We start from the raw sequence: 26,939 nt of genomic DNA, 5'->3' as shown, positions 1-26,939 counted from the left end.
TGATATGGGCCTGCGTCCCTTCAATGTGCCCGGCGCGCGGCTGGCGCTCCGCACCAAGCGGGCCAGCCCGCTGTTTCAGGGCCAGCGCGGCGAAAGCGAGGTCATTCTCGACCTGTCGCGCCTGCTGTCGCGTTCCTTCCACCCCGCGCCGACTGGCATCGACCGGGTCGAATATGTCTATGCCCGCGAATTGCTGGAGCGGATTCCCGATCGGCTGTCTTTTGCCGCGGTCCACCCGGCTGGCGGCTATTATGGCCGGCTCGATAGTGCGGCGGTGCGGCAGTTTTTGGCCTTCACGGCGGCCAAATGGCGCAATGCCGGGGTTGCCGACGCGCGGGAGAGCCGGGCGGCGACGGTGCGGCACATGTTCGCGCTGCGCCCCCGCCCAGTCCCACGCGCGACCGGGCCGCGCCTCTATTTGCAGGTGTCGCCGCACCATCTGGACGATGCCGATCAGGTCGGGGCGATCCTGCGTGCCGAGGGCGCGAAATTCGTGACGCTGGTGCATGATGTGATCCCGCTTAGTCACCCCGAATATGCCCGGCCGCAGGGTGCGGACGAACATCGACGGCGGGTAGGCACGATCGACCGCTTCGCCAGCGGCATCATCGGCAACAGCCAGGCGACGATCGATGCACTGGAACCGCACATGGCGCACGGCCTGGCGGGGCGGGTGGTCCGCGTCGCCCATTTCGGCGCGGATGCCCCGGACATATTTGGCGGCCGGGGCGAAGTGCTGCCCGACCGCCCTTATTTCGTCTATATTTCGACCATCGAACCGCGCAAGAATCACCTGCTGCTGCTCACCATCTGGCGGCGGCTGGTCGAGCAATTGGGCGATGCAGCCCCGGTGCTGGTGCTGATCGGCCGGCGCGGCTGGGAAAATGAGAATGTCGTCGACCTGCTCGATCGTGCCGAAGCGTTGCGCGGCCATGTGATCGAAGCGGGTGAAGTGTCCGATACGCGGATGCAGGCGCTGGTCGCCAATGCGCGCGCGATGCTGATGCCCTCCTTTGCCGAGGGCTTCGGGATGCCGGTGGTCGAGGCGCTGGCCGCTGGCGTGCCGGTGATATGCAGCGACATCATGGCCCATCGCGAAGTGGGCGGCGACGCGCCCGATTATCTCGATCCGCTCGACGGGCTGGGCTGGATGAAGGCGATTCGCAACTATAGTCAGCCGGTTTCGCCTGATCGCGCGGCCCAACTTGCCCGGCTGTCGGTCTGGCGTGCGCCCACCTGGCGCGACTATTTCGACATCGTGACCGATCTGCTGGAAGATGTGACAAGCTCTGTTTCTTGACCTTGCATCGGCCCAAGCCCATGAACTGATTGCCATCATGATGTCCACGCCATTCCTGCGGTCCCCGCCCTTTCCCGGAATCGACACGTCTCTCGCCGCTGTCAGCCTGTTGCGCGACGCGGGCGAGGTGGGTGCGCCGGTTGACGACGCGGTGCTGGACGCGATCGTTGCGGCGCGGGTTGGCGGCACATTCTGGGGCGCGCGACCTGATGAGCAAGGCCAGTCCCATGGAGGCGAGTGCGATCCCTGGGCGCTGGTCGCGCAGGCGCAGTCTATCCAGGCGCAGGCCGATGACGAACTGGCATTGATCGCGGGTCTGCTGGGCGTTCCTGTCATCGGTCCCGATAGCGCGGCCATCGACCCCGATCAGCTGCGCGCTATCCTCAAGGCGCGAATCGCTGCTGCCCGCTATCGCGACTGTTTCACCGGCCAGCCGGTCGATGCCATGCAGGCTGTGACGCAGCTTGCCGACTGGCGACGGCATCTCGACGGCAATCGCGGCATCGTCGCGGCCAGCGGCATGGCCTTCTGGAAGCGCGACGCGATCCGTCATTTTTTGTGGGATGGCAAGTCGTCTCCCCCCTTCCTGTCCGCCGAGCGGGGCCTGCGCCGCGCCCGGCGGGACAAGGGTGCGCTGGCGGTCTGGCCATCGCGCGTCCCGGTCACCATACCGCAGGATGCAGCCGATCAGGGCGTCGCACTGGCGCGAGTGGAGGATGGATTTCTGCGATCGCGCGGACTGGGGGCGGGGCTGCATCCGCCCGGCTCCGTCGTGGTCGATCGGACCGGCATCTATTATAATTCACGCGCTGCCAATGACCTGGAAACGCTACTGGCAACGCACGACTTTCTGCCCGCGCTGGTCGATCGCGCCCGCCGCCTGCGTGAAAGGGTTTGCGCGACCGGTGTGACCAAATATGGGCCGGAAGCGGGGCGGATGATCGACCTGCCAGCGGGCAGGCGCACGGTATTGGCGATCGGCCAGGTCGATGACGACCTGTCGGTGCGGCTGGGTGGAGCCGGGGTCGATGGCAATCTCGATTTTCTGATGCGGGTGCGTCGTGCCGAACCGGACGCGTGGATAGTCTATCGGCCCCATCCCGACGTGCAGGCGGGGCATCGCAAGGGGCATTTGCCTGACGCTGTCGTTCTCACCCATGCCGATGCGATCGACACGGGCGCGCCTTTGATGGAGCTGGTCCAGGCAATTGATGAGCTGCATGTCCTCTCCTCCCTCACCGGTTTCGAGGCGCTGATGCGCGGCCGTTCCGTAACGGTTCACGGTATGCCCTTCTATGCCGGGTGGGGGCTGACGCGCGATCTGGCCCAGCCCAGTGCGCGGCGGGGGCGTCAACTCAGCGTGGATCAGCTTGTCGCGGCCGCTCTCATTCTCTATCCTCGCTATCTAGATCCGGTAACGCGGTTGCCGTGCGGTCCAGAAATCATGGTGGATCGCATGGCGGATGGATCGACGCCGCCGATGACATGGCTCATCGCGTTGCGGGCGCTACAGGGGAAGTTTCGACGTTTTATGACCTTGTCCGCTGAGTTTCTACATGGCTAACCGCCCATCCAAGACGTTTCTATTCCTGCAAGGACCGCATGGTCCCTATTTCGCGATGCTGGCCGACGCATTGCGGGCGCGCGGCCATGCTGCGCTGCGAATCAACATCAATGGTGGCGACAAGGTCGACTGGCCCGACGATGCGACCGACTATCGCGGCACATTTCGCAACTGGCCGCTCTTCTTCGATGATTTCGTCGTCACCCATGGCGTCACCGACCTGATCCTCTACGGCGATTGCCGCCCCTATCATGCCAGCGCGCATGGCATGGCCCGGCTGCGCGACCTGCGCGTCCATGTGGTGGAGGAAGGCTATATCCGCCCCGATTTCCTGACGCTTCAGGCCGATGGCGTGAATGGCAATTCCACCCTGCCGCTCGACCCGCAATGGTATCGCGACCAGGCGCGCGGCCTGCCCCCGCTGGACGAGAATCAACCGACGATCCCGTCCAACTTCAGCACCCGCGCCCGCAATACCATGCGCACTGGTCTCGCTGCGGCGGTGTTGCGGCCTTTGTTCCCCTTCTACCGCACGCACCGGCCGCACAGCTTCCTGATGGAATCGCTGTCCTGGGGGCGCAAACTGATGATGCGCCGCCGCGACATGCATCAGTCGGCGAAAGCCTGGGCCAAGGTCGAAGGGAAGCGCTATTTCACCCTGCCGTTGCAGCTCAATTCGGATTATCAACTGCGCATCCACTCGCCCTTTGGTGACATGCGCGCGGCGTTGCGCTTCGTCATCAAAAGCTTTGCCCATCATGCCCCCGCCGACGTGCTGCTGGTCATCAAGCAACATCCGCTCGATTCCGGCCTGGTCGCCTGGGATCGGCTGATCCGGCGTCTGGCGACCGATTATGGCGTCGCGGATCGCATTCATTATTTGTCGGACTGGGACATTGCCGAGGTCGTTGAAAAGGCGATCGGCGTGGTCACGGTCAACAGCACGGTCGGCACGCTGGCGCTTAACAGCGGCAAGCCGGTCGTGGTCCTTGGTCATGCGGTCTACAAGGTGCCGGGCATGGTCAGTGTGAAGGGTCTGGACGCTTTTTGGACCGATCCCTCCCCACCCGACATGGCGCTCTATTCGGCCTTCCGGCAGGTATTGGCCGATCGCTGCCTGATTCGTGGCGGGTTGTTGAGCGACGAAGGGTTGCAGATGCTGGTCGATAATGCGGCGGATCGGCTGGCGCCGGTTAAGCGGTCAACTCGCGGCCATCTGAAACTGGTTACGCCCAAGGTCAGCGATTTCATCGCGTCGAACACAGCACCCTGATTTCAAGGGACGGTAAAGCCGTAGCGGGTGAAGATGGCCTTGCCGGTTGACGAGAGCAGGAAGCGGCGGAACGCTTCGGCCTCCTTGTGGCGGCTGCCGGTCAGGCGCGCGATCGGGTAGCGGATCGGCGGATGGCTGCGCGCCGGAAAAGCGCCGACGATCGCAACGCCGCTGGCAACCCGCGCGTCGGTGGCGTAGACGATCCCCAGCGGCACCTCGCCCCGTTCCACCAGCGCGAGCGCCGCGCGGACATTGTCGCCGCGCGCGATCCTGCCAGCGACGCTGGGCCATACGCCAAGGCTGGTAAGCGCCGCCTTGCCATATTTGCCCGCCGGCACGCTGTCGGGGTCTGCCATGGCCAGCCGCCCGTTGCCGAGCGCCCGCGTGATCGGCATGGCGCGACCGATCCGCAGGCGCACTGGCCTGGCCTTGGGCGTCACCAGCACCAGCCGGTTGCCGACCATATTGGTGCGGGTGCCGCGCACGACGAACCCGGCCTGCTCCACATCGCGCATCCAGTCCTCGTCCGCCGACAGGAAGAGGTCGGCGGGCGCGCCTGCCCGGATCTGCCGCGCCAGCGCGGAGGAACCGGCGAAGGACAGGACGGGTCGGGCATGGCCTTGCCTGGCCCATGCGTCGGCGGCGGCGGTCATCGCCTCCTGCATGCTGGCCGCCGCCAGCACCAGCGGGCCACGATCGCCCGGGGCGGCCTGTGCCGTCGGCGCCAGAAGCAGGAGCAGCGCGATGGCGCAGAGGAAGCGTTGGATCATGCCGTCTGTCTGCCCTCGGCCCATTGGCTATGCAAGCGTCGCACCATGCTTTTGTCGCGCGGATCAATCGGCTAGAGGAGGTCGCATGATCAGGAACCCGCGCTGACATGGCGATCGTCAGAAGCCAGTGCGGCCAGTGCGGCGTCGGCTGCGGTATCCGCGCGATCACCGACACGGATTGTCGCGTCATTATAGAGGGCGATCGACTGCACCCCGCCAATGGCGGGCTGCTGTGCGATCGGGGGCAGGCGCTGGGCGATGCCGCGATGACGCTGGAGGGGCGGTTGCTCCAGCCTTTGGTTGATGGGCGGCCCGTCGGATGGGAGCGGGCGATCGCGCAGGTTGCGCGGCGGCTGTCTGCCATCCTGACCCGCCATGGTCCGGGCAGCCTTGCGCTGCATGTCGGCGGCGGCCTGCTGACCGAGGATTATTATGTCGCCAACAAGCTGATGAAGGGCTTTTTCGGGTCGGCCCATATCCATACGCCGTGGCGAGGCGGAAACAGCGCGGCGCAACGGGCGACGTTCGGCGAAGATGTGATGCCTGCCGCCTATGAGGATATTGATCGCGCGGCGACGATCCTGCTGGTGGGCGACGGGATCATGGCGCATCCGGTCTTGCTGGAACGGGTGCAGGCGGCGCGGCTGGCGGGTGTGCGGCTGGTCCTGCTGGCGGGCGAGGGGGCTGCGATCGAGGCGGACCTGCATCTGAACGTGAAGCCAGGCAGTGCTGCGTCCTTGCTGGCTGGCGCGCTGTTGCATGGTCATGACAAGGGGCGGCATGATGCGGATTTTCTGGCGCGGAGCGTCGCGGTGCCGGAAGGCTTCTGGGACGGGTTGCGGCCGGGGCATGATATCTGGTCGGTCGCCCGCGCCACGGGGCTGACGCCGACGGCGATCCGGGCTTTTTGCGAGGAATGGGCGGCGACCGAGCGGGTCGTCACCCTGTTTGATGGTAGCCAATCTTCCGATCTGGCCGCTGCGGTCATCAACCTTCATCTCGCCAGCGGACGGATCGGGCGGCCCGGCGCGACACCCTTTGCCATGACCGGTGCGGCCAATGGCATGGGGGCGCACGAAACCGGTTGCGTGGCGGACAGTCTGGCCGCCCATCGCGATTTCACGGCTGATGCCCGCGCCAGCACTGCCCGCTTTTGGGGCGCGCGACTGCTGGCGGACGGGCCGGGGCTGGAGGGGGAGGCGCTGCTGCGGGCGATGCGCGACGGGCAGGTCAAGGCGCTGTGGAGCATCGGCGCGGACCCGGCGGCGGCGGCCTGGTTGGGCGAGGCGCGAGGCCTGGTCCCGCTGGCGATCCGGTCGACCGACATGCTGGCGGAGCAGGGCGATGGCTGGTCGGTCCTGCTGCCCTCTGCCGCCTGGGTCGAAAAGGACGGGACGCTGACCGGTATGGACCGGCTGGTCAGTCGCCAGCGGCGGCTGTTCCCCTTGGCCGGAGAGGCGCGGCCGGACTGGTGGATGCTGACCAAAGTGGCGCAGGCGATGGGATGGAGCGATGCTTTCCATTATGAGCGGCCCGCCGACATTTATCGCGAACATGCGCGGTTGACTGCTTATGGCAATGATGGTGCGCGCCTGCTCAACCTGCGGCGGCACGCGCCGATTTCCAACCCGGCCTATGACGAGCTGACGCCGTGGCGCTGGGGCGAGGTGCCGTTCGATGGCGGGCATTTCCCGACCCCGGACGGACGGGCGAGATTCGCTTAACTTCGCACTTTTCCCGGTAAATGCGACATTTTGTTACGCGTCCCTGATCCTATCGGAATGCCGGCATGCGATCTTATCGCCTTGGGCCGATGTAGGACAGCCCGTCAGCGGGGCATTGCTGCGATGTCCTGAAGATGGGCGAGCAGGGCGTCGCCATTGGCCGCCCAGGTGAAACGCAGCGCGGCGGCGCGCACGGCTTCGCGGTCGGGCGGATTGTCCAATATCGCGCGAATGGCGTTGGCGATCGCTTCGGGGTCACGATCGACAATCTGCCCCGCTTCCGGCCGGTCGAGCAATTCGCGTGCGCCGCCGACATCGCTGATCACGATCGGGGTGCCGCAGGCCAGCGCCTCGACCCAGGCATTGGCCAGCCCTTCGGAGGCCGACGGCAAAGCCATCACATCGGCAGCGGCAAAGATGCGTGGCAATTTATGGTGGGGGACGGAGCCGAGAAAGCCGAGCCGCCGGTCGACACCCAGTTCCTGCGCCAGATTTTCAAGCGTTCGCCGATATTGCCCCTGTCCGGCCAGCAGCAAGGTGACGTCAGGCAGCAAAGGCAAGGCGCGGACGAGCAAATCCTGTCCTTTGCGCGGGATCAAGGCACCCACGCACAGCACGACCGGCCCGTTAAAATCGAGCGCCGCCTTGGCCTCCGCTCGATCGGCGATTTCGAACGTGTCGAGATCGACCCCGGTATAATGGACCCGGATCCTGTCCTGATCCATGCCCATGCGGACCATGGAGCGGCGCATGGCGTCCGATACGGCGAGCAGGCCCGCCGCGCCGTCGCCAGCCCGCTGCACCAGCTTGCGGGTGCCGCGCTGGCTGCCCCAATGGTGGATGTCCGCGCCGCGCGCCTTGACCGAATAGGGGATGCCGAGCGCGCGCGACAGGCGCTGCGCTACCGGACCGTCGGGAAAGAAGAAGCTGGCGTCGATCACGTCGAACGGCTTTTCCGCGTGCAGCCGCTTGACCAGCGGCAGGATGGCGCGGGTCATGGTCCACACATTGGTCCGCCCGCCAAATTTGGGGATGATCGGGAAGGTCGGGCGATAGACGGTCAGTTCGCGCCATTTCTCACGGCGCGGCAGCGCGCGTAGCGGGGCGTAGCGCGGGGCGAGCGAGAGGGGCCATGGCGGCAGGCCGACCGGCGCGATGACGGTAACGCTCGCTTCCGGGCGGCTCGCCAGTTCGCGCGCCTGCCGTTCCACGAACACGCCAAAGGTCGGACGGCTGATGTCGGGAAAGAGGGTCGATAGCATGAGGACGTTGAGCGTCATGGTCTCTCTTTCGCGCAGGAGCCTTTGCCAAGTGGTTAAGAGGCGGCCAACCTTTTGGCTAGTGGATTGATTTTGACATTTGCATCCCCTGGCGGCTGGGATGGGTCTGCAAATGTCAAAATCGTAAAATCCACTAGAATCAAAAGAATGCTAGTGGTCCGAAAAGATTCTGACATTTGAACACGCCTTATCTCATAGGGTAGCAAATGTCAGAATCGGACCACTAGAGCCGTCGGACGAGCTGTTCCGCGACTGCGGCCCATGGCGGGTCGGTCAGCACCAGTTGGCGCGCACCGGAACCCAGCGGCAGCAGTTGCAAACGGTCGCCCTCCCGCCCGATCAGGCGTCCGAACAGGAAGCGTCCTGCGGGGCGGGGCAAGAGAATGTCGCGGTTGAGCGCGCTGGCGAAATCCTCCGGCGCGATGCGGCGGCACCAGATGGCGTCGCCGCTGCGATAGTCGCCGATGCTGGCGCTGACATGGACGCCGACCATGCCATCGGCGGCGACGGGGGAGGGGAAGGCCAGCGGGCGGGTGGGCGCGCGCGCGCCGTCCGGCCCCAGCAGCGCGGCGACCGGCACCTCGCTCTGCCCCGGCATGGCGACGAGTTCGGCGCTGGTGACGCCGAGCGCCAGCGCGATGCGGTTGAGCCATTTGATCGACACGGTGCGGGTGCCGGTTTCCAGACGGCCGATCGTCTGAGCGGTTGTGGGCGGATCGCACAGCGCGCCGACCTGTTCCAGCGTCAGCCCCTTTACCTTGCGGACTTCGCGGATGCGGGTGATCATATCTGCCTCGCTGAATAACCTATTTGGTTTTCTCTTTCCTACAAACTATCCGCCATGGCAAGGCTGATTTCCCGATTCCCATCGTCAAAAGGAGAAGGCCGCATGACCGCCACCCATATCGAACAGACGATCGAGGACCCCCATGGCCGCCATCAGACCGTGTTGGTCCATATCGGCGAATCGCCTCTCGCCTGGCTCCATGCGCGCGGCCACTTAAGCGAACGGCATTATGTCGCGGGCGACCGGTTGCGTACTGACTGGGAGAAAGCGGGGCTGGGCGCGCGGGTCACGATGCGTTGGGACGCGGCCCCGCGCGCGGGTGGGCGGGCCATGCCGGGGTGGCAGCCGGACCCGACGCTGCTGCAATTGTCGGCGCGCGAACGCTTCGACGGGGCGATACGCGCGGCGGGTCCGGGACTGGCGGATATATTATGGCGGGTGGTGTGTGCTGGCGAGGGGCTGGTCGCGGCGGAGCGGGCGCTGGGCTGGCCGAGCCGCGCGGGCAAGCTGGTGTTGACACTGGCGCTCGATCGGGTGGCGGGCTGGTATCGGGTCGGGTGAGGCGAGCATGCGCTTACGAGGATCAGTGCGAAAGTCGGATGCTCCTATAAAATGCCGTCATTCCCGCGAAGGCGGGAATCCATCTCCCACCTTATCGTTTTGATTTTGGCTCAGGAGATGGATCCCCGCCTTCGCGGGGATGACGTGAAAATCCTTAAATTGTCCATTTTGCAAAAATCGTCGGCAAGGGGAGAGTCGCCCACCCTTCGACCTGCTCGACTGTATCTCCAAATCGGGCGTGACTCGTCAGCCGATCATGCCAGCGCCGAGCAGCAACAGCAGCTTGACGTCGATGGCATAGCCTTGCTCGCGCCAGGCGGTGACTTGGCGCTCCAGCCCGGCAAGCGGCACGCGGTGGACGTGGATATCTTCGCCATCCACGCCGCCGCCGTCGCCGGTTTTTTGCAGATCATGGGCGCGGAACAGGGTGAAGCTTTCCGCGACCATGCCGGGCGAGCTGAAAAATTCGCCCAGCGATTCGAGGCGGGCGGCGCGATAGCCGGTTTCCTCCTCCAGTTCGCGGCTGGCGGCGATGCTGGCATCCTCGTCCGCGTCATGATCGCCGACCAGCCCTGCGGGCAATTCGATGCAGCGCTTGCCCAGCGGCACGCGATATTGATCGACCAGCAGCACATGCCCGTCATCGACCGCCAATATCACCGCAGCCTTGATGCCGCGCGCGCGGCCGACATATTCCCATTTGCCGCGCCGCTTGGCGGTGATGAAGCGTCCGGCCCACATCACTTCTTCAGGCGCAGACGCATCCGGGTCGCTCATAATTCGATCAGCCTGTCGGGAAGTTCGTTGATATCGTCATCGGCGCGCGGGAAATGGGCGGCCAGCACCAGTCCGACTTGCCGCACCGCCTGCGCCAGCCCTTCGCCCGCGCGACCGTCGCGAATGGCGTCGATCAGCGCCGCCATCGCCGCGCCCCATTCTTCGGGCGCGACCTTGCCATTGATCGCGGCGTCGGCGACGATTTCGGCGCGATGCTCGTCGAGCGAGAGGTAGATCAATACGCCGGTGCGGCCCTGGGTGCGCGCTTCGGCAGCGGTGCGGAACAGCAGGATCGCGCGCCGCCGCACCCGCCGCGCCCGTGTCGCGCGCGGCGTCATCCATATGCGCAGCGCCGGGATGGCGAGCAGATAGCGTACGACCAGGAATTTCAGGATCAGCAGGCCGAGCAGCCCGGTCAGCAATTTCCAGTCCGCCAGCTCATGGTCCCAGTCGCGCAGCAGGGCGGACAGGACATGGCGCAGATGCTCTGGAAAGGCCGCTGCCACAGATAGAGCGATGAACACTGCCGCGATCGCCCAGTGCAGTCCGACATCATGATAGGCGTCCGACCGGCGGGTGACGATCGTCACGATTTCGCCCGATGTGTGGGCCTCCGCCTCCGCCACGGCGGCGGACACAAGGGCGTGGTCGGCTGCTGAAAGATGAAGCTGCATCACCAGTCCCCCGACGCGCCGCCGCCGCCGAAGCTGCCGCCGCCACCCGAAAATCCACCACCACCGCCGCCAAAGCCTCCACCGCCGCTCCAGCCGGAGCCACCGCCGCCCCAGTCGGAATCGCCCGGCCCCCACAGGATGATCGGCATGCCAGAACCGCTGCGATAGCGTTTGCCCGTGCCGCGCCGACGCGATGCCAGCGCGATGAAGGCAACGACCATGATGATGACCCAGATCATCGCCATGCCGCCGACATGGCCGCCCGGTCCCTTGCGCGCGGCGGCCTGCGCCGCCGCTGCGCGGGCCTTGGCCTCTTCGGGCGGCAGGGTCATGATCGCGCCGATTTCCGCCACGCCAGCGTCGATGCCGCCGGGCATGTCGCCTGCCTTGAAGCGCGGGGTGATGGCGTCGCGGATGATCTGGGACGACTGGGCGTCGGTCAGCAGGCCTTCCATGCCATAGCCGACCTCGATCCGTATCTTGCGCTCATTGGGCGCGACGATCAGCAGTGCGCCGTCATTCTTCGCCTTGTCGCCAATCCCCCATTCGCGCCCCAGCCGATAGCCATAGTCGGCTATGTCATAGCCCTGAAGATCGGGGATGGTCGCGACCACCAGTTGCCGCCCGCTTTGGGTTTCCAGTGCGGCGAGCTTGTCGGTCAGCGCCTGTTCCTGCGCCGGGGACAGCAGGGCGGCAGCATCCACTACCCGGCCGGTCAGCTTGGGAAAGGATTGGGCCTGCGCTGCCGGCGCAAAGGCCAGCAGCGCGAGGAGGATCAAGGCTTGGATGATTTTCATGCAGCCGATCGCTTGGCGGGACGGTGATTCATCACCCGCAATATGCCGCCGGTTCCCGCAAGGATGGCCTCTTGCGCATCACCTGCCCGAAGGTGCGGGAGCATTAGACGCTGAATGATGCCAGCGCAGATTTCATCTTTCATCACGCTCTCCAGGCCCGTACCCACTTCTATGCGGACCTTTCGCTCGCTGGGGGCAACCAGCAACAACAGTCCGTCATTGCGATCCTTGTCGCCAATTCCCCATGCGCGCGCGAGTTCCAGGGAATAAGCGGCGATATCCTTGCCGTTCAGGCTCCGCGTCGTCGCGATGACCAGTTGCGCGCCGGTTTCGCGCTCAAGCCGGACGAGGCGCGCGGTCAGGGCGATTTCAGTCGCAGGGTCGATTAACCCTGCTTTGTCAACGACCCTGCCTGTCAGTTCCAGCGCGGCCTTCGGCTGCTGAGCGCGCGCGCACCCACACAGCAGCAGGATGGCCAGAAAGGACAGTCTGACCATCGTCCTGGCCGATCAATTGCCGAAATCGACCTTCGGCGCTTCTTCCGCGCCGGGCGTCGTTGCCTGGAACGGGGTCATGGGCTTGGCGCCGTGGATGATTTTGGCGCCGATCGCGTCGGGGAAGGTGCGGATGCGGGTGTTATAGGCGCGCACCGCTTCATTATAATCGCGGATGGCGACGGCTATGCGGTTTTCCGTGCCTTCCAGCTGCGATTGCAGGTTTTTGAAATTCTCGTTGCTCTTGATTTCAGGATAGGCTTCGACCGACGCAATCAGTCTCCCTAAGCCCTGGCTCAATTGGGCTTGTGATTCCTTGAATTGTGCCACCTTTGCCGGATCGGAAAGGTCATCAGCGCTAATCTGCACCGAGGTTGCCTTGGCGCGCGCTTCGGCAACACCAATAAGCGTACCTTGCTCCAATTTCCCCGCAGCTTTCACTGTGGCTACAAGGTTGTCGGTCAGGTTTGCCCTGCGCTGATATTGCGCCTGAACGTCGGCCCATTTGGCCTTGGCCTCTTCCTCGGCCGTGGGGACGCTGTTGATGCCGCAGGCGGACAGGGCGAAAACCCCCAGCAGCGGCAGCAGGAACGGGGCAAAGCGGCGCAGGAGCGTCATGGAAGATCCTCAAGCTATTATCTGCGTCACGAAATAGGCGGTTGTCCTGCCCCGCGCAACGGGCCATCCAGTGATTATCTTTGGCTGGACAAGAGGCGGACATGGGACTGATCAGCGAATTCAAGACCTTCATCAATCGCGGCAATGTGATCGACCTGGCGGTCGGCGTCATCATCGGCGGGGCGTTTGCCACCATCACCAAGTCGCTGACCGATGACCTGATCATGCCGGTGGTGGGCTATCTGTTCGGCGGGGCGGATTTTTCGGGCTATTTTATCCGGCTGGGCGACCTGCCTGCCGACTATAAAGGCAACCCGCAAAGCTATGCCGACCTGAAGGCCGCAGGCGTCGCCATGTTCGGCTGGGGCCAGTTTCTGACGGTCATGGTCAATTTCGTCATATTGGCGTTCATCATTTTCCTGCTGGTCAAGGCGGTCAACCGGCTGACGGTCAAGCCGGAGCCGGAGGCGCCAGCGGCGACGCCGGAGGACATCATCCTGCTGCGCGAGATTCGCGATTCGCTGCAAAAATAAGGCGCTATGCGACGAACGGAGCGGTTTGCGGGAACCATCGGCGGCGTGACCGGTTGATCGCGGTCAGGGTAGGGAGCGGCTGAGGCCGTTTCCGCCCGTTGAACAATGCCGTCTGCCCCAGGGGGCGCAACAGGAGAAAACGCCGTGAAAACCTTCGTCAAAATCCTTGGCCTTGCCAGCCTTGTCGCCCTCGCCGCGTGCGATTCGGCCAAGGAAAATCAGGTCGAGAATGCGTACGAAAACAAGGCGGATGCGATCGACAATCAGGCTGACAATATGGAAGCCATGGCAGACAATCTGACCGGCAGCGCCGAAAACGCGGCTGAAAACGCCGCCGACGCGCTGGAAAACAAGGCTGAAGCCACGCGCGAAGCGGGCGACAAGGCCGAGGATGCGGTCGAAAAGCAGCAGTAAGCGCTTTTCGCCGACCAATATCGAAAGGGGCGTCGCGATTGGATCGCGGCGTCCCTTTTGTTTGCGCTTTAACCCGCTCTTAACCACGTCCCGCCATGGTGCCGTTTGCGCGCATCCGTGGGACCATGGGCATGGACGAACTGTTACAAGAATTCATTTCCGAGACCCAGGAAACGCTGGAGGCGCTGGCAGGCGAAGTCGTCGCCTGGGAAGCCGATCCGTCGGACCGGGACCGGCTCGATGCGATCTTCCGCTTTTTCCATACGGTCAAGGGCAGCTGCGGCTTTCTGAACCTGCCCCGGTTCGAGCGGCTGAGCCACGCGGCCGAAGATGTGCTGTCCGACATTCGCGCAGGCAAGCGAGTCGCTGATCCCTCGACGGTCAGCGCGGTGCTGGGCCTGATGGACCGGATCGGCGAACTGGCCGAGGCGGTGGCGATGGGCGCAGCGTTGCCCAATGAGAATGACGAATTTCTGATCGCCGCGCTGACAACCCCATCCGACCCATCGCTGACGGTGGAGGTGGAGTATGGCAAGGCCGCCGCGCCCGTCGCGGTTGCTCGGCAAGGCAGCCATTCAGGGCCGCGCACCATTCGCCTGCCGCTTAGCCTGATCGACCAGTTGATGAACGGCGTGTCGGACATGGTGCTGGCGCGCAACGAATTATCGCGCAAGCTGCGCGAACGCTCGGTCGACGCTGAGTTGGACACAGTGTTCGAGCGGCTGTCGACCTGCGTCGCGGACATGCGCGACGTGATCAGCAAGACGCGGATGCAGCGGGTCGAACGGCTGTTTGCCGCGATCCCGCGCATGGTGCGCGACCTGGGCCGGGATCTGGGCAAGCGGATCGACCTGACCCTGGAAGGCGGCGACGTCGAGATGGACCGCGAGATGGTGGAGATGGTCGTCGACCCGCTCACCCATATCGTGCGCAACAGCATCGACCATGGCATCGAAACCCCCGAAAAGCGTCGCGCGGCGGGCAAGCCGGAAACGGGTCAGTTGCGTCTGGAAGCGCGCCAGTCGGGCAACCAGATCGTTATCGTCGTCACCGACGACGGCGCGGGCATCGACACGGTGCGGCTGGTCGAAAAGGCGATCGCCGCTGGCCGCCTGACCCCGGAAGGCGCCGCCCGCATGAACGAGGCGGACAGGCTGGAGCTGATTTTCCAGGCCGGTCTGTCCACCGCCAATCAGGTGACGGCGATTTCCGGGCGCGGTGTCGGCATGGACGTGGTGCGCGCCAATGTGGAGCGGATCGGGGGGCTGATCGCGCTGGACAATCATCCGGGGCGCGGCCTGTGCATCACTTTGCGGGTGCCGTTGACGCTGACCATCATTCCCGGCCTGATCATCCGCGCAGGCGGCCTGCATTTTGCGATCCCGCGCGCGGCGGTGGTCGAGATTCTGCACGACAATAATGACACGCTCCAGATCAGCGAAGTGGGCGGGGCGAAGATCGCGACGATCCGTGGCCTGCGCCATTCGATGATCGATCTGGAAGATGTGCTGGGCATGGACAAGCCGGTCGAGACCGGGCCGCGCGCCATCATGGTGGTGCGTTCGGCGACCGGCGTACCCTTTGCCATGGGGGTGTCGGCGGTGGACAATCATGAGGAACTGGTGATCCGTCCCGCTTCGCCACTGGTGATGGCGTCGGGCGTCTATGCAGGCATGACCCTGCCCGACAATGGCAAGCCGATGCTGCTGCTCGACGCGGCAGGCATCGCCAGCGCGGCCAGGCTGCCGACGATGATCGACGACCGCGCCGCGCGGCAATCGGACCAGGATGCCGATGCGCAAAGCGGGGTCGAGATGGTCGCGGCGCTGCGGTTCGAGGAATGTTCGGGCGAACGCCGCCTGCTGCAACTTTCGCTGATCGAGCGGGTCGAGGATATCGATGCGTCGCTGTTCGGCCGGTCGGGCGGCAACGCCTTCGTCCGGCTCGACGGTCGGCTGGTGCCGGTGGCCAATGGCCTGACCGATTTCGGGCGTGACAAGATTTCCGCGCTGCGCCTGCGCGATGGTTCGGTGGAAGCCTGCTATCCGGTCGCGGCCGTGCTGGACATTGTCCAGATGCCGATGGTGCCGGACATGGTGGCGATGCATGGCCATATCAGCGGCGTCGCGGTGATCGACGGCGAGCATCTGGAAGTGATCAATCCCTTTGCGCTGTTTGCCGGCCTGCCCGATGGCGGCATTGTCGAACGCGCGCGGGGTCGCTGCCTGCTGGCCGACAGCGACGATGGCTGGACCCGCGACATATTGGCGCCGCTGCTGCGCCAGGCGGGGCAAGAGGTGGTGATGGGCCTGCCCGATGATGCCGCGGTCGATCCGCGCGACGTGCTGCTGCTGACCGGCCATGACGCCGCGCAGACGGCGGGCGTCATGGCCGGGATGATCGGATGCCGCATCGTCCATCTGCGTGCCTCGCCCCGCGCGGCGGGACCGCAGGACAGCAGCATCTATCGCTATGATCGGGACGCGCTGATGGCGGCGATCGCCTGGGGCCAGATGGCCGGAGGAAAAGGGTAAGGCCATGGACAGACTCTATCTTTTCGCCACGCTGGCAGGCACGCGCATCGCGGTCGAGACGGGCGAGGTCGAGGCCGTCGTCCGCCTGACCGACGTGTCGCCCGTGCCGGGCATGGGCGCGCATATTGCCGGGCTTTCCGCTTTGCGCAGCCGGGTGCTGACCATCATCGACGTCGCGGCGCTGATCCATGGCGTCGCCAGTCCGCGCGTGGAGCGGGGGCTGGCCATCATCGCCGACATTAGCGGCCACAGCTATGGCCTGATGGTCGATGGCGTCACCGACATTTGCCGCGTGCCGGAAGGCGAACTGCCCCTGCGCGGCCAGATCGGCCCGGCCTGGGCGCCCTATGCGCGCGCGATTGTGGAGCATGAAGGGCATCCCTGGCTGCTGGTGTCGCTTGCTGCGTTTATCGAGGGTGGGGCGCTGGCGCAGGCGGCGTAAGGACGGGCGGGCAGAATTTGCGACCAACCGAAAAATCATCCTCGTCTTGTTTACCAATTGCTTGGCTTTGCCGGTTACACCGTCAGCCGGGACGCAAAACCAAAGGGACGCCTCATGAAGAATTGCCTGGTCGTTGACGACTCGAAGGTCATCCGCAAGGTGGCGCGCCATATCCTCGAATCGCTGGACCTGACGGTCAGCGAAGCGGTGGACGGTCAGGATGCCCTGACCCAGTGCGAAGCCTCTGCGCCCGATGTCGTCCTGCTCGACTGGAACATGCCGGTGATGAGCGGGATGGAGTTTCTTCAGGCGCTGTCGAGCGCGAAGATGACGGCACGGCCCAAGATCATCTTCTGCACCACCGAAAATGGCATTGGCCATATCAAGGCGGCCGTGGAGGCCGGGGCCGACGAATATGTGATGAAGCCGTTTGACCGGGAAACGTTGGAAAGCAAGCTGGTCATCGTCGGGGTTATCTAGCGGGCGGGACATAGTCCTCATCCTTGGGAGAATTCCGACCTTTCCTTCATCTTTCGTGCAGAAAGTCCCGTGATGACCTTCATCGCGCCGATCATGACCAGTCACAGGAGCGAGCCCAAGTCGGTTCGCACGCTGGTCGTTGACGATTCGGTTGTCGTCCGCACCGTTATCGAACGCATCCTCAATGCCGACCCGGCCTATGCCGTGGTGCATAAGACGAACAGTGCCGAACAGGCGCTGCACTATCTGACGGGGCATGATGTTGATCTGGTATTGCTCGACATCGAATTGCCGGGGCAGAGCGGGCTGGCGGCGCTGCCTGCCATCCTGCACGCCAATCCCGACGTCAAGGTCGCGATCCTGTCTGGCAAGTGCGAGGAGGGCAGCGCGGCTGCCATCGAGGCATTGGCGCTGGGCGCCAGCGACATATTGTCGAAGCCGGGCAGCGGCAGTTTTGGCGAGCATTTTCCCCAGACGCTGATCGAACGTTTGAACCGCCTGTTCACCGATCGTCCCGCGCCATCGCCGCCGCAGCGCCCGCTTGCGCCACCCATGGTCCAGCCTGCCGCGCAGCCGCTCGCCTGCCTGGGTATCGGCGCGTCGACCGGCGGCATCCATGCGCTGGGGCAGTTATTTGAAGGTCTGGCCGCGCCGCTGGGCGTGCCGGTGCTGCTGACCCAGCATCTGCCCGCCAGCTTCACCGTCTATTTCGCGCAGCAACTGGCGCGCATGACCAGCCTGCGGGTCAAGGTCGCCGAGACCGGCGATCTGTTGATGGCCGACACCGTCTATGTCGCGCCCGGCGACGCCAATCTGCAACTGCGCCGTGGCCTGCATGGCCGGGTGACGATAACGCTGAACCCGGAGCGGACACCGGCCGGCAACCTGCCCGGTGTCGATCCGATGTTCGCCAGCATGGCGGACGTCTATGGCGCGGGCGCGGTGGGTATCGTCCTGACCGGCATGGGCCGCGACGGCACGGTCGGTGCGCGCGACATTGTCGCAGCGGGCGGCTGGATCGTCGCGCAGGATGAAGCCAGCAGCGTCGTGTGGGGGATGCCCGGATCGGTCGCGGGGGCAGGGCTGACCTGCGCCGTGATGGAGCCGCTAGCTATTATGGACTTCGTGTCCCGGCGCGGAAAGGTGCTTGTTTGATGGTCATGCCCCCTTCGCCCGCATCGACATTACAGGGCGCGGCGCGCATCCTGTCCGGGCTGCTGGAAGCGCGCACCGGGCAAGTCCTGTCTGAAGGCCGAGCGTGGCGGATGGAAACCGCGCTGCGACCCGTGCTGCGCGATCATGGCCTGACCGACATGGACGAACTGGCCGCCAAGCTGCTTCGCAAGGGCGACGCACGGCTGGAGCAGGAAGTGGTCGATGCGCTGCTCAACAATGAAAGCAGCTTCTTTCGCGACCTTCAGATTTTCGACATGATCCACCGGCAGATATTGCCCGCCATTCATGCCGACAAGTCCGACCGGACGCTGCGCATCTGGAGCGCGGGCTGTTCGACCGGACAGGAAGCCTATTCGCTGGCGATCCGCCTGCGCAACGACGCGGCGCGCTGGAGCGGATGGCGGATCGAGATATTGGCGACCGACATTTCGACCGCCGCGATCGACCAGGCGCGATCGGGCATATTTTCGCAAATGGATGTGCAGCGCGGGCTGGCGGTCGGCGACCTGCTCAAATGGTTCGAGCCGTCGGGCGAGGATTGGCGCGCCAGCCCCGAATTGCGGCGCATGATCGATTTCCGCCACGACAATCTGTTCGATGCCAAGGTGCCGACCGGTGCCTACGACCTGTTGCTGTGCCGTAATGTCCTGCTTTATTTCACACCCGAACGGCGGCAGGCGGTGCTGTCGCTGCTCGCCCGGCACAGTCATGCCGGGTCGATTTTGCTGCTGGGTGCGGGCGAAACGGTGATCGGGCAGGGCGACGATTTCACCGCCCATCCCGAATTTCGCGGCGGCTATGCGCGGCAGGCGGCACTACCCGAAGGCGCGATCGGACGGGTGCGGCGGACGGGCTGAGGGTTCGGGCCAATCCTTAACCATGCTTGATTGCCGCGCCCGGCTGCGCCATTGTCGCGCCCAGGCCGCGCGATTGCACGGGCGGGCCGAAAGGGCATGATGAACGAGCTGCCGATGATCGAAACGCCGTCGCCCAATTTCGACGAGCGCAGCCTGCCGGTCTCGATGCTGGTGTTGCATTATACCGGGATGCCGGACGCGGCGAGTGCGATCAACTGGCTGGCCAACCCGGAATCCAAAGTCTCTGCCCATTATGTCGTGACCGAGGATGGCCAGATCATCCGCATGGTCGATGAAGCCAAGCGCGCCTGGCACGCGGGGCGATCCCACTGGCGCGGGGTGGATGACATCAACAGCGCCAGCATCGGCATAGAAATCGTCAATCCGGGGCATGAATGGGGCTATCGGCCCTTTCCGCAAACCCAGATGAGTTCGCTGATCCCGCTGGTGCATGACATCGTTCAGCGGCATCGCATCACGCGCGGCAATATCGTCGGCCACAGCGACATCGCGCCCGCGCGCAAGCAGGATCCGGGGGAGCTGTTTCCCTGGGCGCAACTGGCGCGGTTGCGGCTGGCCCTGCCGCGCCCGACCAAGAATCTGATGGACCCGCACTGGACCGACGGCGGCTTCATGCTGGCGCTCGAACGGTTTGGCTATGATATTGCCGATCCGCAGGCGGCGGTGGTGGCGTTCCAGCGGCGCTTTCGCCCCGAACTGATCGACGGGGTGATTTGCGGCGAATGTCGCGCCATCCTGCTGGCGTTGCTGCTGCCCAAGCCGCGCGGTGATGAATAAGGGCGTGACGGAAGGCCCGAAGCTGGCTAGGGACCGTTCCGCCAGAGGGCCGGGCGGCCGCGGCGTGGCGGGTAACTTCCACGGCGAGGAAAGTCCGGGCTCCACGAAATGACGGTGCCGGTTAACGACCGGCTGGAGTGATCCAAGGGACAGTGCAACAGAAAGCAGGTCGCTAAGGCTTCGGCCCAGTGACATTGAAAGGGTGCGGTAAGAGCGCACCGCGTCTGCGGCAACGCAAGGCGGCATGGTAAACCCCACCGGGAGCAAGACCGAATAGGGGCGGCGCGCAGTGTCATGCTGCTAGGTCTGTTTCGACCGAGACCGTCCGGGTTGGTTGCTTGAGGAACGGAGCAATCCGTTCCCTAGAGGAATGGTCGCCTATCCCTGGAGACGGGGTGGACAGAACCCGGCTTACAGGCCCTCTGGCATTTATTTGAGATATTTTCCGCACCGGCCCGCTCCCCCACCCGGCCGCCCATTCAGGATATTCTGTGGGTGGCCGGGTGGGGGAGCGGGCCGGTGCGGGCTTCAAAATGCGCTCTTCGCGCATTTTCAAAATATGGCGCGATGGGGTGGCTTTCCGCCCGCACCTTCCCTAATTCGGGCAAATGGCACGAAACAGCCGATCCAATGACTGGGGCTTTCCCCGCTGGCGTGCCTATGGTGCATCGCGTGAGGCGCAGCGCGTGCGCATGTGCGACCGTTTTGGCTGCGACAAGCCGGGCGACTGCCCCGCGCCCAAATCCCCCAACAGCCCGGAACGCTGGTATTTCTGCTCCGATCATGCGGGCGAATATAACCGCAACTGGGACTATTTTCAGGGGCTGGACCAGGAAGAACGCGAACAGCGCGAGCGGGACGAGCGGCGCGACGCTGGCGGCTATCAGGGCAGCGCCTATCATAGCTGGGGCGGGCCGGGTGATGGCAGCCGGTCGCGCGACGAACTTCATGCGTTGAAGGCACTGGACCTGGAGGATGATGCCGATTTCGAGGCGGTGAAGAAAAGCTGGCGCACGCTGGCCAAGGAATATCATCCCGACGTCAAGCCCGGCGACGCACAGGCCGCCGCCCGTTTCCAGACGATCCAGGCCGCCTATGAAGTGCTGCGCGCCGCCGAAGAGCGGCGAACGTGGAAGCCGCGCGGGGCAGTGGATTGAAGTCGCTGGTCCGATCCAACTGGCAGAATACCGTCCTCGTCTGCCGCAAATGTGAGAAGAAGCTGGATGGCGGCTTTGGTCCCGATGGCGACACGCGGCTGGCCAAGGCGCTGAAGCGGCATTTGTCGCTGAAGAAGGGGCGCAAGGCGGCGGCGGGGATTGTCGAGGTCAGTTGCCTGGGCGTCTGTCCCAAGGGCGCGGTGACGGTGGTGAACGGTGCGGCCAGCCGGGAGTGGCTGCTGGTGCAGCCCGGCGCGGATCTGGACGCACTGGCGCAGGCGCTGGGGCTTGCGCCGACGGAACATCGTTAAAGCAATCCTTACCAATTCCAGCCTAATCGGTTGGAATGATAGATTTCCCATCCTTGCGACGTGTCCTGCCGATCGCGGGCCAGTGCGGCCTGATCCTGTTTGGCCTGATTGCGCTGACCCTGTCGCCGCCGGTTAGCGGGCGGATGCTGCTGGTGCCATTGACGGCGCATGCCCGCGTGGCGCTGGCGCCTGTCGCCATCGCGCATGGTGCGCGACTGGTGGCGGCGGGACCATGGGCGGGATCGCTGCTGATCGAGGGACGGCGTGACCGGCTGGCGCTGCCGATGCTGGGCCATGGCGTCATCGCGGTCGCGACGAACCGCACCGGTTGCGGAGGAGCCGCGTGATGCAGGCCGAATCGAGCCTTGGGCGCTTGCGCCTCCAAGGGCTGCGTGTCCTGCTGTTTGCCAGCTGGCTGTGGACGATTGCGCTGGGTTCGATGTCCCTGCTGCTGGGGGTAGAGCGCGGCGGGCAGGCGATGGCGCTGTCTGTGCTGGTCAATGCCCTGCCGACGATCATGGTCCTGCGCAAAAGGCTGGATATCGAAACGCGGCTGGCCATGGGAACGCTGGCGGCGGTGCAGCCTGCCATCGGCCTCTATCTGTTGTCGGGCCATGTCTGGCAGATGGACGGGCATATGTTCTTCTTCGTGGCGCTGGCCGGGCTGGTGCTGCTGTATGACTGGCGGCCGATCGTGCTGGGGGCGGTGCTGACGGCGGCGCACCATATTCTGCTCAACAGCCTGCTGCCTGCCTGGGTTTTCCCGGGCAGCGGTGATCTGGAGCGGGTCGCGATCCATGCGGTCGCGGTGGTCCTGCTGACCGCCGTGCTTTGCTATCTTACCATCCGGCTGCGCGCCCTGCTGCTGGCGCTGGACGGCCAGATCGCGCAATCCGCGCAGCTGGCAGACGCGGCGGAAAGCGGGCGGACTGCGGCGGAGGCGGCGATGGCCGCCAGCCGGGACGCGGATTTGCGCGAAGCGGCGCTACGTCATGCACAGGAACAGGACAAGGCGCGCATGGCGACCGATCGGCGCGCGGCGACGCTGGCGCTGGTGCAGGATTTCCGCAGGTCTGTGTTCGGCATTGTCGAGGCGGTCGGTGCCGCGACCCATGATCTGGAAGAATCGGCGCGATTGCTGAACGGTCTGGCGCGAGACGCCAGCACCGGCACGCTTGAAACGGCGGCGGCCGCTGAACAATCGTCCGCCAGTGCCGCGCTGCTGGCGCGCCGGATCGAGACCTTGTCTGCATCGATTACCGCCATTGCATCGGCCGCGCAGCAGCAGGCGGTGCTGGGCGGAGAGGCGCAGCGCGTGTCGACCGCCGGGCATGAGGCCGTGCGCGATTTGGAGGAACGGACGGCGTCGATCACCAGCTTTGCTGGCTCCATTACCGGCATTGCTGCGCGCACCAACCTGCTGGCGCTCAATGCGACGATCGAGGCGGCCCGTGCGGGTGAGGTCGGACGCGGCTTTGCGGTCGTGGCAGGCGAGGTCAAGCAACTGGCCAGCCAGACGGCCAGCGCGACCGGCGAGATCGAGTCGCTGGCCTGGTCCGCGCGCGAGGGCGCAGGAATAGCGCAGGGCGCTTTGTCGGACGTGGCAGGCGCGGTCGAACAGCTGGCGGAGGCCGCCGATGCGATCCAGCGCGCCGTCGCCGATCAGCGCGACGCAACCAGCGCGATCGAGCAGGCTGCCCGCGATACGGCACGCGACGCCACGATCATGACGCGGCAGATGGAGGGGGTGGCTGACGTTGCCCGTGATACCGAAAGCCTGTCTGGTCGGGTGTCGAGCGCGGCGACCGGCCTGTCCCGCACGGCGCAGGAGTTGCAGCGGGCCACCGACATGTTCGTGGCGCAGCTGGAAGCTGCCTGATCGGTTTAGCCGGCGCGGGCGATCCGTGCGGCGCTGTCGTCAACCTTGTCGGCGAGGGGATAGAGGGTGCGATTTTCGCGGTCGACCCGTTCGCTCAGCGCGCGGATGATGGCCTGTGTCTCGACGCAGAAATCGGCCCATTCGCGCGCGACGCGATCGTCGCTCCACGCGGTCATGTAGCGGGAAAAACTTTCGGCGAGCGCGCCGGTTTCGGTCTGGAGCGTGGCGGCGGTGGTGCGGGTGCGCTCATCAGCGGCGCGTTGCATCGCGGGATAGAGGATGCGGTCCTCCAGGGCGAGATGGGCCATCAACTGGCGCGCAAGCTGCCAGCGTATGGCGCCGACGCTGCGCGGGTTGGCGCGGTCAGCCGTTGCTTGCGCCAGCCTGTGCGCCGTGTGGCTGATCTCGTCATGCTGCCGGCGCAATTCGGCCATGTCCATCGCTTCACCCTTCCGTTCCTACGGAGCGCCAATGATGCGGGAGGCGACTTAATAAAGCGTTGCGACCGATGCTATTTCGGTAGAGAAACGAAGCCGTGGCCCTGCGCCGCAATGACGCAGGGCCACAGCCCTGGGATCAGCCCGGCTGGTCGGCGCGGCTGACGCCTTCGCCGTCGAGGTTGAGCGCCACGAAGTCCCAGTCGATCGCTTCCTTCAGCAGCTTTTCGGCATAGGCCGGGCGCAGGTTGCGATAGTCGATATAATAGGCATGTTCCCACACATCGAGGATCAGCAGCGGCGCATGGCCTTCATGCGCGACTGGCGTGTCGGCGTCATGATAGGAGGTGACTTCCAGCTTGCCGTCCTTGAGCACCAGCGCGGCCCAGCCGCTGGCGAAATGGCCGACGGCTTCGGCTTTAAGCTTTTCGACCAGAGCATCGACCGACCCGAAGGCTTCGTTGATCAGGTCGAGCAGCTTGCCCGAGGGAGCCTTCTTTTCAGGCGACAGGCACAGCCAGTAGAAGCTGTGGTTCCAGATCTGGCCGACCTGGTTGAACAGACCGCCCTTGGACGATTTGATCAGTTCGACCAGTGACTTGCCCTGAAGGGCGGGGTCGGCGGCGACCAGTTCATTGGCCTTTACGACATAGGCGTTGTGATGTTTGCCATGATGATAGTCGAAGGTTTCGGCCGACAAAATCTCGCCAAAAGCATCCTTGGCATAGGGCAGGGCAGGCAGGGTGAAAGCCATGAAAGAACTCCTCGGTTCGTTGATGGGGGTGGTCGCATAACGAAGCTGCGACCTTAAGGCTCCGCGGCCCTAGCAGGCTTATTGCGCTGCGGAAAACAGGATATTTTCGTTCTATATTGAGGAAATATCCATGTGACATCCCCGTAACGATGGCATAGACTTTCGGGTCAGGTCGCCCGGTACATGCGGCGGCCGGAAAATGGGGGTAGGGTCATGGCGAAGTTTTTCGGCAATCTGCATCTCGTTCTGGCGGCGGGGCTTGTCCTTGCGCTGCTGGTCATTCTCGCGGTTCCCGCGAACACGATACCAGAGCAGGCGATCCTTCGCTGGCTCCATCTGTTTTTCGGCATCACCTGGATCGGCCTGCTCTATTATTTCAACTTCGTGCAGATCCCGACCATGCCCAAAGTGCCGGCCGAGCTGAAACCGGGCGTGTCCAAATATATCGCGCCGTCTGCGCTGTTCTTCTTCCGCTGGTCCGCTGCGTTCACCGTGCTGACCGGCCTGGTCATCGCCTGGCGCAGCTTCTATCTGGTCGAGGCGCTGACCTTCAAGCCGGGCTTCGTGCTGATCGGCATCGGCATGTGGCTGGCGCTGATCATGGCGTTCAATGTGTGGTTCGTGATCTGGCCGAACCAGAAGAAGGCGCTGGGACTGGTCCCTGCCGAAGATGCGGTGAAGGCGAAGGCCGCGACCACCGCGATGATCGTCTCGCGCACCAACACATTGCTGTCGCTGGCGATGCTCTATTGCATGATCAACTTCAACGGCGGTTGATGGAATGATGGCTGCCGGGGTTTCCGCCCCGGCATGTCCGTCAACCCTGTGGCGGGGAGGTGCCGCCAATCTCGTCGCTGTCGAGCTTGTCGCCCAGATTGAGGCCGTGGCGCATCAGCATCGGGATATTGGCGGCGGCAAAGACCACCGACACGATGGTCACGCCCCACACCTTGACCGCCAGCCAGCTGTCGAAGCTCATCGTGCGGCGCATCACTTCATTGGCGATCGCCATGGCGACGAAGAAGATCGCCCAGTTGCGCGACAGCTTGCGCCAGCCGGTTTCGGACAGACCATCATAGGCGGCCTGGAGCAGATATTTGAGCAAAGGCTTGCCACGCAGCAGCCCGCCAAACAGCATCAGCGCGAAGAAGCTGTAGATGATCGTCGGCTTGATCTGGATGAAGCTCTGGTCGTGGAAATAGATGGTGAGGCCACCGAAAAACAGCACCAGCGCGGCGGACAGCCACAGCATCGGCGACACTTTGCCCAGCTTCCATTTCGACACGATCACCGCGACGATGATGGCCGCCATGAAGGCGCCGGTGCCGACGATCATGCCCAGGAATTTGTAACCCAGGAAGAACACCAGCAGCGGCCCGAAATCGAGCGCCAGGCTGAGCGTTCCGCTGTGGGCGGGGCTTGCGGCGGGTTTGGCGTCAGCCATGGCTGTTTTTCCTATCGTCATCCTGACGAAAGTCAGGATCCAGGGCGTCGAAGCGCTGCGTGGGGGACTCTGGATGCCGGATCAAGTCCGGCATGACGGCGATTTCACCGCGCATAAGCGGTCCCGGCGATCGCGCGCGCCATGTCGCCCGGATCGAAGGGGCGCAGATCCTCGATCTTTTCGCCAACGCCAATGGCATGGATCGGCAGGCGATATTTTTCCGCCGCCGCGACCAGCACGCCGCCGCGCGCGGTGCCGTCCAGCTTGGTCATGACCAGGCCGGTGACATGGGCGACTTCCTTGAAAACCTCGATCTGGCTCAACGCATTCTGTCCCGTGGTGGCATCCAGCACCAGCACAACGTCGTGGGGGGACGCCGGGTTCAATCGGCCAAGGATGCGCCGGATCTTCGCCAGCTCGTCCATCAGCTCGCTCTTGTTCTGAAGGCGGCCTGCGGTGTCGACGATCAGCACGTCGATGCCGGTGGCGGTCGCCTGCTTGACCGCGTCGAACACGATGCCCGCCGCGTCGCCGCCTTCCTTGCCCGCGACGATGGGGATGCCAAGGCGGTCGGCCCAGACCTTGAGCTGGCCGATGGCTGCCGCGCGGAACGTGTCGCCCGCCGCCAGCATCACGCCATAATCCTGCTCCAGGAAATTATGCGCCAGCTTGGCGATGGTGGTGGTCTTGCCGGACCCGTTGACGCCGATGACGAGGATGACCTGCGGGCGCGGAAAGGCCTCGATCTCCAGCGGGCGGGCGACCGGGGCCAGCACCTTCTCGATCTCCTCCGCGATGATCTCGCGCAGATATTCCTCGGTCAGTTCCTTGTTGAACCGCCCTTCGGCCAGCCGTTCGCGCACCCGACCCGCCATGGCCGGGCCAAGATCGGACACGATCAGCGCTTCCTCAATCTCGTCCAGCGTCTGGTTGTCGAGCGCCGCCTTGCCGAACAGGCCGGTGAGATTTTCGCCAAGCTTGTCGGATGTGCGCCGAAGCCCGCCGAACAGGCGATCGCGCCAGGATGTTTCAGTCATAGTCATCCATCATCGTCATCCCCGCGAAGGCGGGGATCCATCTCCCGGCATAGCATTAAGCGCTGCG

30 protein-coding genes and 1 other RNA gene are annotated in these 26,939 nt (G+C 64.6%); 19 read left to right on the top strand and 12 right to left on the bottom strand.

Annotated features, from left to right (window positions below):
* The first annotated feature begins 4 nt into the window (after positions 1-4).
* From ACODR8_RS01610 to ACODR8_RS01600, 3 genes are read left to right on the top strand one after another with little or no spacing between them, the layout of a single operon-like run.
* Positions 5-1,300: a glycosyltransferase family 4 protein gene (locus ACODR8_RS01610; RefSeq protein ID WP_489005675.1), complete on the top strand. Its 1,296-nt coding sequence runs from the start codon at positions 5-7 to the stop codon at positions 1,298-1,300.
* Between the two features lie 37 nt (positions 1,301-1,337).
* The gene (locus ACODR8_RS01605) at positions 1,338-2,864 is read left to right on the top strand and encodes a capsular polysaccharide export protein, LipB/KpsS family (protein WP_489005674.1); all 1,527 of its coding nucleotides are present in this window, start codon (positions 1,338-1,340) and stop codon (positions 2,862-2,864) included.
* Positions 2,857-4,137 carry a capsule polysaccharide biogenesis protein gene (locus ACODR8_RS01600; RefSeq protein ID WP_489005673.1) on the top strand — a complete coding sequence of 427 codons (1,281 nt, stop codon included), beginning with the start codon at positions 2,857-2,859 and terminating at the stop codon, positions 4,135-4,137. Before ACODR8_RS01605 ends, ACODR8_RS01600 begins: the two co-directional genes overlap by 8 nt.
* A 2-nt stretch (positions 4,138-4,139) precedes the next feature.
* Here the strand turns inward: ACODR8_RS01600 and modA are convergent, their stop codons facing one another.
* Complete coding sequence (modA, locus tag ACODR8_RS01595) at positions 4,140-4,907, bottom strand: molybdate ABC transporter substrate-binding protein (RefSeq protein WP_489005672.1); 768 nt, start codon at positions 4,905-4,907, stop codon at positions 4,140-4,142.
* 107 nt (positions 4,908-5,014) lie between these two features.
* Here modA and ACODR8_RS01590 point away from each other — a divergent pair, with 107 nt between their 5' ends.
* The gene (locus ACODR8_RS01590) at positions 5,015-6,631 is read left to right on the top strand and encodes a molybdopterin oxidoreductase family protein (RefSeq protein ID WP_489005671.1); all 1,617 of its coding nucleotides are present in this window, start codon (positions 5,015-5,017) and stop codon (positions 6,629-6,631) included.
* A gap of 104 nt (positions 6,632-6,735) precedes the next feature.
* Here the strand turns inward: ACODR8_RS01590 and ACODR8_RS01585 are convergent, their stop codons facing one another.
* Together ACODR8_RS01585 and ACODR8_RS01580 are read right to left on the bottom strand one after the other, a co-directional pair.
* Positions 6,736-7,911: a glycosyltransferase gene (locus ACODR8_RS01585; RefSeq protein WP_489005670.1), complete on the bottom strand. Its 1,176-nt coding sequence runs from the start codon at positions 7,909-7,911 to the stop codon at positions 6,736-6,738.
* A 223-nt stretch (positions 7,912-8,134) separates the two neighbouring features.
* Positions 8,135-8,698 carry a helix-turn-helix domain-containing protein gene (locus ACODR8_RS01580; protein WP_217673537.1) on the bottom strand — a complete coding sequence of 188 codons (564 nt, stop codon included), beginning with the start codon at positions 8,696-8,698 and terminating at the stop codon, positions 8,135-8,137.
* Positions 8,699-8,800: 102 nt separating this feature from the next.
* Between ACODR8_RS01580 and ACODR8_RS01575 the strand changes: the two genes are divergently transcribed.
* A complete protein-coding gene (locus tag ACODR8_RS01575; protein ID WP_489005669.1) occupies positions 8,801-9,259 on the top strand; it encodes a DUF6456 domain-containing protein in 459 nt (152 codons plus the stop codon).
* A 246-nt stretch (positions 9,260-9,505) separates the two neighbouring features.
* On the opposite strand, the gene ACODR8_RS01570 is transcribed toward ACODR8_RS01575, so the two are convergent.
* The 5 genes from ACODR8_RS01570 to ACODR8_RS01550 are packed head-to-tail and all read right to left on the bottom strand — an operon-like array spanning position 9,506 to position 12,619.
* The gene (locus tag ACODR8_RS01570) at positions 9,506-10,036 is read right to left on the bottom strand and encodes an NUDIX hydrolase (RefSeq protein ID WP_489005668.1); all 531 of its coding nucleotides are present in this window, start codon (positions 10,034-10,036) and stop codon (positions 9,506-9,508) included.
* Positions 10,033-10,710 carry a TPM domain-containing protein gene (locus ACODR8_RS01565; protein ID WP_489005667.1) on the bottom strand — a complete coding sequence of 226 codons (678 nt, stop codon included), beginning with the start codon at positions 10,708-10,710 and terminating at the stop codon, positions 10,033-10,035. The genes ACODR8_RS01570 and ACODR8_RS01565 overlap by 4 nt, the downstream gene beginning before the upstream one ends.
* The gene (locus tag ACODR8_RS01560) at positions 10,710-11,507 is read right to left on the bottom strand and encodes a TPM domain-containing protein (RefSeq protein ID WP_489005666.1); all 798 of its coding nucleotides are present in this window, start codon (positions 11,505-11,507) and stop codon (positions 10,710-10,712) included. Before ACODR8_RS01560 ends, ACODR8_RS01565 begins: the two co-directional genes overlap by 1 nt.
* Complete coding sequence (locus ACODR8_RS01555) at positions 11,504-12,004, bottom strand: TPM domain-containing protein (protein WP_489005665.1); 501 nt, start codon at positions 12,002-12,004, stop codon at positions 11,504-11,506. The genes ACODR8_RS01560 and ACODR8_RS01555 overlap by 4 nt, the downstream gene beginning before the upstream one ends.
* A gap of 12 nt (positions 12,005-12,016) precedes the next feature.
* Entirely contained in the window at positions 12,017-12,619 is a 603-nt protein-coding gene (locus ACODR8_RS01550) for a LemA family protein (protein WP_489005664.1), read from the bottom strand.
* Between the two features lie 101 nt (positions 12,620-12,720).
* On the opposite strand from ACODR8_RS01550, the gene mscL reads away from it, so the two are divergent.
* The 13 genes from mscL (at position 12,721) to ACODR8_RS01485 (ending at position 23,200) form a co-directional block, all read left to right on the top strand.
* Positions 12,721-13,152, top strand: coding sequence for a large conductance mechanosensitive channel protein MscL (gene mscL, locus ACODR8_RS01545; RefSeq protein WP_489005663.1), 432 nt, complete (start codon positions 12,721-12,723; stop codon positions 13,150-13,152).
* Between the two features lie 144 nt (positions 13,153-13,296).
* On the top strand, positions 13,297-13,566 hold the full coding sequence (locus tag ACODR8_RS01540; RefSeq protein ID WP_119747796.1) for a hypothetical protein: 270 nt from the start codon (positions 13,297-13,299) through the stop codon (positions 13,564-13,566).
* 131 nt (positions 13,567-13,697) lie between these two features.
* Positions 13,698-16,100, top strand: a complete 2,403-nt coding sequence (locus tag ACODR8_RS01535; RefSeq protein ID WP_489005662.1) for a chemotaxis protein CheA — start codon at positions 13,698-13,700, stop codon at positions 16,098-16,100.
* A 4-nt stretch (positions 16,101-16,104) separates the two neighbouring features.
* On the top strand, positions 16,105-16,542 hold the full coding sequence (locus ACODR8_RS01530) for a chemotaxis protein CheW (RefSeq protein ID WP_294135956.1): 438 nt from the start codon (positions 16,105-16,107) through the stop codon (positions 16,540-16,542).
* Positions 16,543-16,656: 114 nt separating this feature from the next.
* Positions 16,657-17,022, top strand: coding sequence for a response regulator (locus ACODR8_RS01525; protein ID WP_006958812.1), 366 nt, complete (start codon positions 16,657-16,659; stop codon positions 17,020-17,022).
* Between the two features lie 72 nt (positions 17,023-17,094).
* A complete protein-coding gene (locus ACODR8_RS01520; RefSeq protein ID WP_489005661.1) occupies positions 17,095-18,177 on the top strand; it encodes a chemotaxis protein CheB in 1,083 nt (360 codons plus the stop codon).
* The gene (locus tag ACODR8_RS01515) at positions 18,177-19,055 is read left to right on the top strand and encodes a CheR family methyltransferase (RefSeq protein WP_489005660.1); all 879 of its coding nucleotides are present in this window, start codon (positions 18,177-18,179) and stop codon (positions 19,053-19,055) included. The genes ACODR8_RS01520 and ACODR8_RS01515 overlap by 1 nt, the downstream gene beginning before the upstream one ends.
* Positions 19,056-19,154: 99 nt before the next feature.
* Positions 19,155-19,853: an N-acetylmuramoyl-L-alanine amidase gene (locus ACODR8_RS01510; RefSeq protein WP_119747904.1), complete on the top strand. Its 699-nt coding sequence runs from the start codon at positions 19,155-19,157 to the stop codon at positions 19,851-19,853.
* A 41-nt stretch (positions 19,854-19,894) separates the two neighbouring features.
* Positions 19,895-20,283, top strand: an RNA gene (gene rnpB / locus ACODR8_RS01505) — RNase P RNA component class A.
* A gap of 178 nt (positions 20,284-20,461) precedes the next feature.
* Positions 20,462-21,010, top strand: a complete 549-nt coding sequence (locus ACODR8_RS01500; RefSeq protein WP_489005659.1) for a J domain-containing protein — start codon at positions 20,462-20,464, stop codon at positions 21,008-21,010.
* Positions 21,007-21,321, top strand: coding sequence for a (2Fe-2S) ferredoxin domain-containing protein (locus ACODR8_RS01495; RefSeq protein ID WP_489005658.1), 315 nt, complete (start codon positions 21,007-21,009; stop codon positions 21,319-21,321). The genes ACODR8_RS01500 and ACODR8_RS01495 overlap by 4 nt, the downstream gene beginning before the upstream one ends.
* Positions 21,322-21,374: 53 nt before the next feature.
* Positions 21,375-21,668, top strand: coding sequence for a hypothetical protein (locus tag ACODR8_RS01490; protein ID WP_489005657.1), 294 nt, complete (start codon positions 21,375-21,377; stop codon positions 21,666-21,668).
* Positions 21,668-23,200, top strand: coding sequence for a methyl-accepting chemotaxis protein (locus tag ACODR8_RS01485; protein ID WP_489005656.1), 1,533 nt, complete (start codon positions 21,668-21,670; stop codon positions 23,198-23,200). The genes ACODR8_RS01490 and ACODR8_RS01485 overlap by 1 nt, the downstream gene beginning before the upstream one ends.
* Positions 23,201-23,205: 5 nt before the next feature.
* Here ACODR8_RS01485 and ACODR8_RS01480 read toward each other — a convergent pair whose 3' ends face one another.
* Together ACODR8_RS01480 and ACODR8_RS01475 are read right to left on the bottom strand one after the other, a co-directional pair.
* Positions 23,206-23,640, bottom strand: a complete 435-nt coding sequence (locus tag ACODR8_RS01480; RefSeq protein ID WP_489005655.1) for a hemerythrin domain-containing protein — start codon at positions 23,638-23,640, stop codon at positions 23,206-23,208.
* Positions 23,641-23,776: 136 nt separating this feature from the next.
* Positions 23,777-24,391, bottom strand: a complete 615-nt coding sequence (locus ACODR8_RS01475) for a superoxide dismutase (RefSeq protein ID WP_489005654.1) — start codon at positions 24,389-24,391, stop codon at positions 23,777-23,779.
* 213 nt (positions 24,392-24,604) lie between these two features.
* Here ACODR8_RS01475 and ACODR8_RS01470 point away from each other — a divergent pair, with 213 nt between their 5' ends.
* The gene (locus ACODR8_RS01470) at positions 24,605-25,168 is read left to right on the top strand and encodes a urate hydroxylase PuuD (protein ID WP_294135929.1); all 564 of its coding nucleotides are present in this window, start codon (positions 24,605-24,607) and stop codon (positions 25,166-25,168) included.
* Positions 25,169-25,208: 40 nt separating this feature from the next.
* Here ACODR8_RS01470 and ispZ read toward each other — a convergent pair whose 3' ends face one another.
* The gene (gene ispZ / locus ACODR8_RS01465; protein ID WP_489005653.1) at positions 25,209-25,835 is read right to left on the bottom strand and encodes a septation protein IspZ; all 627 of its coding nucleotides are present in this window, start codon (positions 25,833-25,835) and stop codon (positions 25,209-25,211) included.
* 104 nt (positions 25,836-25,939) lie between these two features.
* Complete coding sequence (gene ftsY, locus ACODR8_RS01460) at positions 25,940-26,878, bottom strand: signal recognition particle-docking protein FtsY (RefSeq protein ID WP_489005652.1); 939 nt, start codon at positions 26,876-26,878, stop codon at positions 25,940-25,942.
* Between the last annotated feature and the right edge of the window lie 61 nt (positions 26,879-26,939).

It is taken from the genome of Sphingobium sp. FG58 (genome assembly GCF_057809055.1).
This window is presented reverse-complemented; position numbering and strand designations above follow the sequence as displayed.

Excerpts from the sequence above, each read along its gene's own strand:
- ACODR8_RS01610 (WP_489005675.1), top strand. The coding sequence starts at position 5 with ATGGGCCTGCGTCCCTTCAATGTGCCCGGCGCGCGGCTGGCGCTCCGC.
- ACODR8_RS01605 (WP_489005674.1), top strand. The coding sequence starts at position 1,338 with ATGATGTCCACGCCATTCCTGCGGTCCCCGCCCTTTCCCGGAATCGAC.
- ACODR8_RS01600 (WP_489005673.1), top strand. The coding sequence starts at position 2,857 with ATGGCTAACCGCCCATCCAAGACGTTTCTATTCCTGCAAGGACCGCAT.
- modA (WP_489005672.1), bottom strand. The coding sequence starts at position 4,907 with ATGATCCAACGCTTCCTCTGCGCCATCGCGCTGCTCCTGCTTCTGGCG.
- ACODR8_RS01590 (WP_489005671.1), top strand. The coding sequence starts at position 5,015 with ATGGCGATCGTCAGAAGCCAGTGCGGCCAGTGCGGCGTCGGCTGCGGT.
- ACODR8_RS01585 (WP_489005670.1), bottom strand. The coding sequence starts at position 7,911 with ATGACGCTCAACGTCCTCATGCTATCGACCCTCTTTCCCGACATCAGC.
- ACODR8_RS01580 (WP_217673537.1), bottom strand. The coding sequence starts at position 8,698 with ATGATCACCCGCATCCGCGAAGTCCGCAAGGTAAAGGGGCTGACGCTG.
- ACODR8_RS01575 (WP_489005669.1), top strand. The coding sequence starts at position 8,801 with ATGACCGCCACCCATATCGAACAGACGATCGAGGACCCCCATGGCCGC.
- ACODR8_RS01570 (WP_489005668.1), bottom strand. The coding sequence starts at position 10,036 with ATGAGCGACCCGGATGCGTCTGCGCCTGAAGAAGTGATGTGGGCCGGA.
- ACODR8_RS01565 (WP_489005667.1), bottom strand. The coding sequence starts at position 10,710 with ATGCAGCTTCATCTTTCAGCAGCCGACCACGCCCTTGTGTCCGCCGCC.
- ACODR8_RS01560 (WP_489005666.1), bottom strand. The coding sequence starts at position 11,507 with ATGAAAATCATCCAAGCCTTGATCCTCCTCGCGCTGCTGGCCTTTGCG.
- ACODR8_RS01555 (WP_489005665.1), bottom strand. The coding sequence starts at position 12,004 with ATGGTCAGACTGTCCTTTCTGGCCATCCTGCTGCTGTGTGGGTGCGCG.
- ACODR8_RS01550 (WP_489005664.1), bottom strand. The coding sequence starts at position 12,619 with ATGACGCTCCTGCGCCGCTTTGCCCCGTTCCTGCTGCCGCTGCTGGGG.
- mscL (WP_489005663.1), top strand. The coding sequence starts at position 12,721 with ATGGGACTGATCAGCGAATTCAAGACCTTCATCAATCGCGGCAATGTG.
- ACODR8_RS01535 (WP_489005662.1), top strand. The coding sequence starts at position 13,698 with ATGGACGAACTGTTACAAGAATTCATTTCCGAGACCCAGGAAACGCTG.
- ACODR8_RS01530 (WP_294135956.1), top strand. The coding sequence starts at position 16,105 with ATGGACAGACTCTATCTTTTCGCCACGCTGGCAGGCACGCGCATCGCG.
- ACODR8_RS01525 (WP_006958812.1), top strand. The coding sequence starts at position 16,657 with ATGAAGAATTGCCTGGTCGTTGACGACTCGAAGGTCATCCGCAAGGTG.
- ACODR8_RS01520 (WP_489005661.1), top strand. The coding sequence starts at position 17,095 with ATGACCTTCATCGCGCCGATCATGACCAGTCACAGGAGCGAGCCCAAG.
- ACODR8_RS01515 (WP_489005660.1), top strand. The coding sequence starts at position 18,177 with ATGGTCATGCCCCCTTCGCCCGCATCGACATTACAGGGCGCGGCGCGC.
- ACODR8_RS01510 (WP_119747904.1), top strand. The coding sequence starts at position 19,155 with ATGAACGAGCTGCCGATGATCGAAACGCCGTCGCCCAATTTCGACGAG.
- ACODR8_RS01500 (WP_489005659.1), top strand. The coding sequence starts at position 20,462 with ATGGCACGAAACAGCCGATCCAATGACTGGGGCTTTCCCCGCTGGCGT.
- ACODR8_RS01485 (WP_489005656.1), top strand. The coding sequence starts at position 21,668 with ATGCAGGCCGAATCGAGCCTTGGGCGCTTGCGCCTCCAAGGGCTGCGT.
- ACODR8_RS01480 (WP_489005655.1), bottom strand. The coding sequence starts at position 23,640 with ATGGACATGGCCGAATTGCGCCGGCAGCATGACGAGATCAGCCACACG.
- ACODR8_RS01475 (WP_489005654.1), bottom strand. The coding sequence starts at position 24,391 with ATGGCTTTCACCCTGCCTGCCCTGCCCTATGCCAAGGATGCTTTTGGC.
- ACODR8_RS01470 (WP_294135929.1), top strand. The coding sequence starts at position 24,605 with ATGGCGAAGTTTTTCGGCAATCTGCATCTCGTTCTGGCGGCGGGGCTT.
- ispZ (WP_489005653.1), bottom strand. The coding sequence starts at position 25,835 with ATGGCTGACGCCAAACCCGCCGCAAGCCCCGCCCACAGCGGAACGCTC.
- ftsY (WP_489005652.1), bottom strand. The coding sequence starts at position 26,878 with ATGACTATGACTGAAACATCCTGGCGCGATCGCCTGTTCGGCGGGCTT.